Origin of the sequence: Streptococcus cristatus ATCC 51100 (genome assembly GCF_000222765.1) — a bacterium.
Lineage (GTDB): Bacteria > Bacillota > Bacilli > Lactobacillales > Streptococcaceae > Streptococcus > Streptococcus cristatus.
The window spans coordinates 80743-87273 of the sequence record NZ_AFUE01000002.1; the positions used below are offsets into that span (position 1 = coordinate 80743).

A 6531-nucleotide genomic window follows, 5' to 3' on the forward strand; every position below is an offset into this window, starting at 1 on the left:
GCTTTTAGTGAAAAACAATTTCGTAAGCAGGCGTTTTTGAATGGGAAAAGAAAAACTTTGTTGAGGGAAGGAGAAGAAATGCAAGATTCGATTGCTATTTTGAAAGAACGTTATTTGGCAAACATAAAAGAAAATCCAGACTTATATATTGGGATTGAGTTAGAATTTCCGATTGTGAATCTTCAGGGAGGTGCGACAGATACTCGTGTAACAAAGGAGCTGTTAGTAAGGCTAAATTCAGACTATGGCTTTATCGTAGAAAGAAGGGATTCAGAGGGCAATCCCATCCAATTAAAAGCTTCAGATAGCGAAGATCGGATACTTTTTGAAGTGTCTTACAATATTTTAGAGTTCGCATTTGAAAAAGCGAAAACAATTCAGGAAGTTGAAAGACGCTTTAATCATTACTTAGACACCATTCAAAAGATTTTGCGCAAAAGTCATCATGAACTTCAGGGTCATGGTTTACATCCATTCTGGAAGGAGAATGATAATGGTCCTGTTAAATATCCCCGCTATCAAATGTTAATGCAATATCTAGCTTTGAGTGAGAAAATTGGAGGAGATTTCTTCCATCGCCATCCTGATTATGGTAGCTATATCTGTGGGAGCCAGGTACAGTTAGATGTTTCACGGGAGAATTTTATCCAGGTAATTAACACCTTTAATCAAATCGAGGCTGCCAAAGCTTATCTTTTTGCCAATTCAGAATTACTTACAGAAGATTTTAACACTAGAATCTCGAGAGACCGCTTCTGGGAAGAGTCCATGCATGGCTTGTTAGTAGAAAATGTCGGTGTTAATCCCCATAATTTCAAAGATGAGGAAGATTTTTTCAATTATTTAAATCATACAGCCATTTTCAATGTTGAGCGAGAGGGTGACACCTATTATTTTCCTCCTATCGTAGCTGGAGAGTATCTAAAGCAGGAGCAAATCAAGGGATACAATTTAAGTGGCAAGGAAAGTCTAGTAATCCCCCATGCAGATGATTTTTGTAATCACAGAAGCTATCAATACCAAGATTTGACAGCGCGGGGAACGATCGAATTTAGGAGCACTTGTGCTCAGCCTCTCAATAGGACCTTTGCACCAGCAGCTTTTCATTTGGGATTGTTGGCTAATCTTGAGGAAGTGACCGCTTATCTTAAAGATTGTGATTTCTTCAAATTAGAGGGGCGTAACTATAAAAGGCTACGCAGAAAGTATTCGCAAATCGAGTTAACACAAGCGGAGCAAGACTCTATTCAATCATTTGCAGCTGATCTCCTTCAATTAGCTGTTAAAGGTCTGGAGAAACGAAAAGAAGGGGAAGAGTGCTACTTGTTACCGCTTATGAATGAGAGATAAAGTAATTTCTTTTTAACCTCTAGATAGAAAGCTGAAGTAAATTTCTTTATGTGATTGATTGGACTGTGTATTATACTAGTTTGAGTATGTTTGAATGAATTTAATTGTATTTGGAATACTTAATAGACTTTAGCAGCACGGTGATATAGTGGATAGGGGAGAGGTAAGAGGGAGAGGTTGGCTTTCCCTTTTAATTTATTGAGTTATAGGTAGTTATAGAGGTGTTAGGAAGAAAAGATGAAAAAAAGATAAAAAAATTTCAAAAAAGTGTTGACAAGGGGATAGATAGGTGATATACTGATATAGTTGTCGCTTGAGAGAGCGATAAAGACCTTTGAAAACTGAACAAGACGAACCAATGTGCAGGGCGCTACAACATATGTTGTAGTACTGAACAAAGAAAAAACAATAAATCTGTCAGTGACAGAAATGAGTGAGAACTCAAACTTTTAATGAGAGTTTGATCCTGGCTCAGGACGAACGCTGGCGGCGTGCCTAATACATGCAAGTAGAACGCTGAAGGAGGAGCTTGCTCTTCTGGATGAGTTGCGAACGGGTGAGTAACGCGTAGGTAACCTACCTGGTAGCGGGGGATAACTATTGGAAACGATAGCTAATACCGCATAATATTGACTATTGCATGATAGTCAATTAAAAGGTGCAAATGCACCACTACCAGATGGACCTGCGTTGTATTAGCTAGTTGGTGGGGTAACGGCTCACCAAGGCGACGATACATAGCCGACCTGAGAGGGTGATCGGCCACACTGGGACTGAGACACGGCCCAGACTCCTACGGGAGGCAGCAGTAGGGAATCTTCGGCAATGGACGGAAGTCTGACCGAGCAACGCCGCGTGAGTGAAGAAGGTTTTCGGATCGTAAAGCTCTGTTGTAAGAGAAGAACGAGTGTGAGAGTGGAAAGTTCACACTGTGACGGTATCTTACCAGAAAGGGACGGCTAACTACGTGCCAGCAGCCGCGGTAATACGTAGGTCCCGAGCGTTGTCCGGATTTATTGGGCGTAAAGCGAGCGCAGGCGGTTAGATAAGTCTGAAGTTAAAGGCTGTGGCTTAACCATAGTACGCTTTGGAAACTGTTTAACTTGAGTGCAGAAGGGGAGAGTGGAATTCCATGTGTAGCGGTGAAATGCGTAGATATATGGAGGAACACCGGTGGCGAAAGCGGCTCTCTGGTCTGTAACTGACGCTGAGGCTCGAAAGCGTGGGGAGCAAACAGGATTAGATACCCTGGTAGTCCACGCCGTAAACGATGAGTGCTAGGTGTTGGGTCCTTTCCGGGACTCAGTGCCGCAGCTAACGCATTAAGCACTCCGCCTGGGGAGTACGACCGCAAGGTTGAAACTCAAAGGAATTGACGGGGGCCCGCACAAGCGGTGGAGCATGTGGTTTAATTCGAAGCAACGCGAAGAACCTTACCAGGTCTTGACATCCCGGTGCCCGTCCTAGAGATAGGATTTTGCTTCGGCACACCGGTGACAGGTGGTGCATGGTTGTCGTCAGCTCGTGTCGTGAGATGTTGGGTTAAGTCCCGCAACGAGCGCAACCCTTATTGTTAGTTGCCATCATTTAGTTGGGCACTCTAGCGAGACTGCCGGTAATAAACCGGAGGAAGGTGGGGATGACGTCAAATCATCATGCCCCTTATGACCTGGGCTACACACGTGCTACAATGGCTGGTACAACGAGTCGCAAGTCGGTGACGGCAAGCTAATCTCTTAAAGCCAGTCTCAGTTCGGATTGTAGGCTGCAACTCGCCTACATGAAGTCGGAATCGCTAGTAATCGCGGATCAGCACGCCGCGGTGAATACGTTCCCGGGCCTTGTACACACCGCCCGTCACACCACGAGAGTTTGTAACACCCGAAGTCGGTGAGGTAACCTTTTAGGAGCCAGCCGCCTAAGGTTGGATAGATGATTGGGGTGAAGTCGTAACAAGGTAGCCGTATCGGAAGGTGCGGCTGGATCACCTCCTTTCTAAGGAAAAACGGAAGCCATTGGTCGTCATGTTTAGTTTTGAGAGGTCTTGTGGGGCCTTAGCTCAGCTGGGAGAGCGCCTGCTTTGCACGCAGGAGGTCAGCGGTTCGATCCCGCTAGGCTCCATTAGGATAGTGGAAACTATTCTAAACTTGTCCATTGAAAATTGAATAACTATATCAAATAGTAACAAGAAAATAAACCGAAACGCTGTGAATATTAATGAGTTTAAGACTGAAAGGTCAAAAATAAGGTTAAGTTAGTAAGGGCGCACGGTGGATGCCTTGGCACTAGGAGCCGATGAAGGACGTGACAAACGACGAAATGCCTCGGGGAGCTGTAAGTAAGCGCAGATCCGGGGATGTCCGAATGGGGGAACCCAACAGGTACTACCTGTTACCCATCTCTGTTAAGGAGATGAGGAGGAAGACGCAGTGAACTGAAACATCTAAGTAGCTGCAGGAAGAGAAAGCAAAAGCGATTGCCTTAGTAGCGGCGAGCGAAACGGCAGGAGGGCAAACCGAAGAGTTTACTCTTCGGGGTTGTAGGACTGCAATGTGGACTCAGATTTTATAGAAGAATGACATGGGAAGGTCAGCCAAAGAGAGTAAGAGCCTCGTATTTTAAATAGAATCTGTACCTAGCAGAATCCTGAGTACGGCGGGACACGCGAAATCCCGTCGGGATCTGGGGAGGACCCATCCTCCAACCCTAAATACTCCCTAGTGACCGATAGTGAACCAGTACCGTGAGGGAAAGGTGAAAAGTACCCCGGAAGGGGAGTGAAATAGAACCTGAAACCGTGTGCCTACAACAAGTTCGAGCCCGTTAATGGGTGAGAGCGTGCCTTTTGTAGAATGAACCGGCGAGTTACGTTATGATGCGAGGTTAAGTTGAAGAGACGGAGCCGTAGGGAAACCGAGTCTGAATAGGGCGAATTAGTATCATGATGTAGACCCGAAACCATGTGACCTACCCATGAGCAGGTTGAAGGTGCGGTAAAACGCACTGGAGGACCGAACCAGGGCACGTTGAAAAGTGCTTGGATGACTTGTGGGTAGCGGAGAAATTCCAAACGAACTTGGAGATAGCTGGTTCTCTCCGAAATAGCTTTAGGGCTAGCGTCGACATAGAGATTCTTGGAGGTAGAGCACTGTTTGGGTGAGGGGTCCATCCCGGATTACCAATCTCAGATAAACTCCGAATGCCAATGAATTATGGTCGGCAGTCAGACTGCGAGTGCTAAGATCCGTAGTCGAAAGGGAAACAGCCCAGACCACCAGCTAAGGTCCCAAAATAATTGTTAAGTGGAAAAGGATGTGGGGTTGCACAGACAACTAGGATGTTAGCTTAGAAGCAGCTATTCATTCAAAGAGTGCGTAATAGCTCACTAGTCGAGTGACCCTGCGCCGAAAATGTACCGGGGCTAAAACAATTTACCGAAGCTGTGGATACCTTTATAGGTATGGTAGGAGAGCGTTCTATGTGTGGAGAAGGTGTACCGTGAGGAGCGCTGGAACGCATAGAAGTGAGAATGCCGGTATGAGTAGCGAAAGATGGGTGAGAATCCCATCCACCGTAAGACTAAGGTTTCCAGGGGAAGGCTCGTCCGCCCTGGGTTAGTCGGGACCTAAGGAGAGACCGAAAGGTGTATCCGATGGACAACAGGTTGATATTCCTGTACTAGAGTATGAAGTGATGGAGGGACGCAGTAGGCTAACTCGTGCGTACGAATGGATGTACGTCTAAGCAGTGAGGCGTGGTATGAGTCAAATGCTTATACCTGTAACGTTGAGCTGTGATGGGGAGCGAAGTTTAGTAGCGAGTGAGTGATGTCACACTGCCAAGAAAAGCTTCTAGCGTTGTATCATACTCTACCCGTACCGCAAACCGACACAGGTAGTCGAGGCGAGTAGCCTCAGGTGAGCGAGAGAACTCTCGTTAAGGAACTCGGCAAAATGACCCCGTAACTTCGGGAGAAGGGGTGCTGACATAAGTCAGCCGCAGTGAATAGGCCCAAGCAACTGTTTATCAAAAACACAGCTCTCTGCTAAATCGTAAGATGATGTATAGGGGGTGACGCCTGCCCGGTGCTGGAAGGTTAAGAGGAGTGCTTAGCGGAAACGCGAAGGTATGAATTGAAGCCCCAGTAAACGGCGGCCGTAACTATAACGGTCCTAAGGTAGCGAAATTCCTTGTCGGGTAAGTTCCGACCCGCACGAAAGGCGTAATGATTTGGGCACTGTCTCAACGAGAGACTCGGTGAAATTTTAGTACCTGTGAAGATGCAGGTTACCCGCGACAGGACGGAAAGACCCCATGGAGCTTTACTGCAGTTTGATATTGAGTGTCTGTGCCACATGTACAGGATAGGTAGGAGCCTATGAGATCGGGACGCCAGTTTCGATGGAGGCGTTGTTGGGATACTACCCTTGTGTTATGGCCACTCTAACCCGGATAGGTGATCCCTATCGGAGACAGTGTCTGACGGGCAGTTTGACTGGGGCGGTCGCCTCCTAAAAGGTAACGGAGGCGCCCAAAGGTTCCCTCAGACTGGTTGGAAATCAGTCGCAGAGTGTAAAGGTATAAGGGAGCTTGACTGCGAGAGCTACAACTCGAGCAGGGACGAAAGTCGGGCTTAGTGATCCGGTGGTTCCGCATGGAAGGGCCATCGCTCAACGGATAAAAGCTACCCTGGGGATAACAGGCTTATCTCCCCCAAGAGTTCACATCGACGGGGAGGTTTGGCACCTCGATGTCGGCTCGTCGCATCCTGGGGCTGTAGTCGGTCCCAAGGGTTGGGCTGTTCGCCCATTAAAGCGGCACGCGAGCTGGGTTCAGAACGTCGTGAGACAGTTCGGTCCCTATCCGTCGCGGGCGTAGGAAATTTGAGAGGATCTGCTCCTAGTACGAGAGGACCAGAGTGGACTTACCGCTGGTGTACCAGTTGTCTCGCCAGAGGCATCGCTGGGTAGCTATGTAGGGAAGGGATAAACGCTGAAAGCATCTAAGTGTGAAACCCACCTCAAGATGAGATTTCCCATAACGCAAGTTAGTAAGAGCCCTGAGAGAAGATCAGGTAGATAGGTTAGGAGTGGAAGTGTGGCGACACATGTAGCGGACTAATACTAATAGCTCGAGGACTTATCCAATTTTCATTGAGCGCAGCTTTTGGCAAGTATTGTG

1 protein-coding gene, 1 tRNA gene and 2 rRNA genes are annotated in these 6531 nt (G+C 47.2%); all 4 read left to right on the forward strand.

Features of this window, described 5'->3' with window-relative positions:
• Positions 1–78: 78 nt before the first annotated feature.
• The 4 genes from HMPREF9960_RS01365 to HMPREF9960_RS01380 all read left to right on the forward strand — a co-directional run bounded on the left by HMPREF9960_RS01365 (position 79) and on the right by HMPREF9960_RS01380 (position 6497).
• Positions 79–1350: a glutamate-cysteine ligase family protein gene (locus tag HMPREF9960_RS01365; protein ID WP_005592003.1), complete on the forward strand. Its 1272-nt coding sequence runs from the start codon at positions 79–81 to the stop codon at positions 1348–1350.
• Between the two features lie 448 nt (positions 1351–1798).
• A 16S ribosomal RNA gene (locus tag HMPREF9960_RS01370) occupies positions 1799–3345 on the forward strand.
• Positions 3346–3398: 53 nt separating this feature from the next.
• A tRNA-Ala gene (locus HMPREF9960_RS01375) sits at positions 3399–3471 on the forward strand.
• A gap of 126 nt (positions 3472–3597) precedes the next feature.
• A 23S ribosomal RNA gene (locus tag HMPREF9960_RS01380) occupies positions 3598–6497 on the forward strand.
• The 16S and 23S rRNA genes sit together here with 1 tRNA gene alongside, the layout of an rRNA operon.
• The last annotated feature ends 34 nt before the right edge of the window (positions 6498–6531 follow it).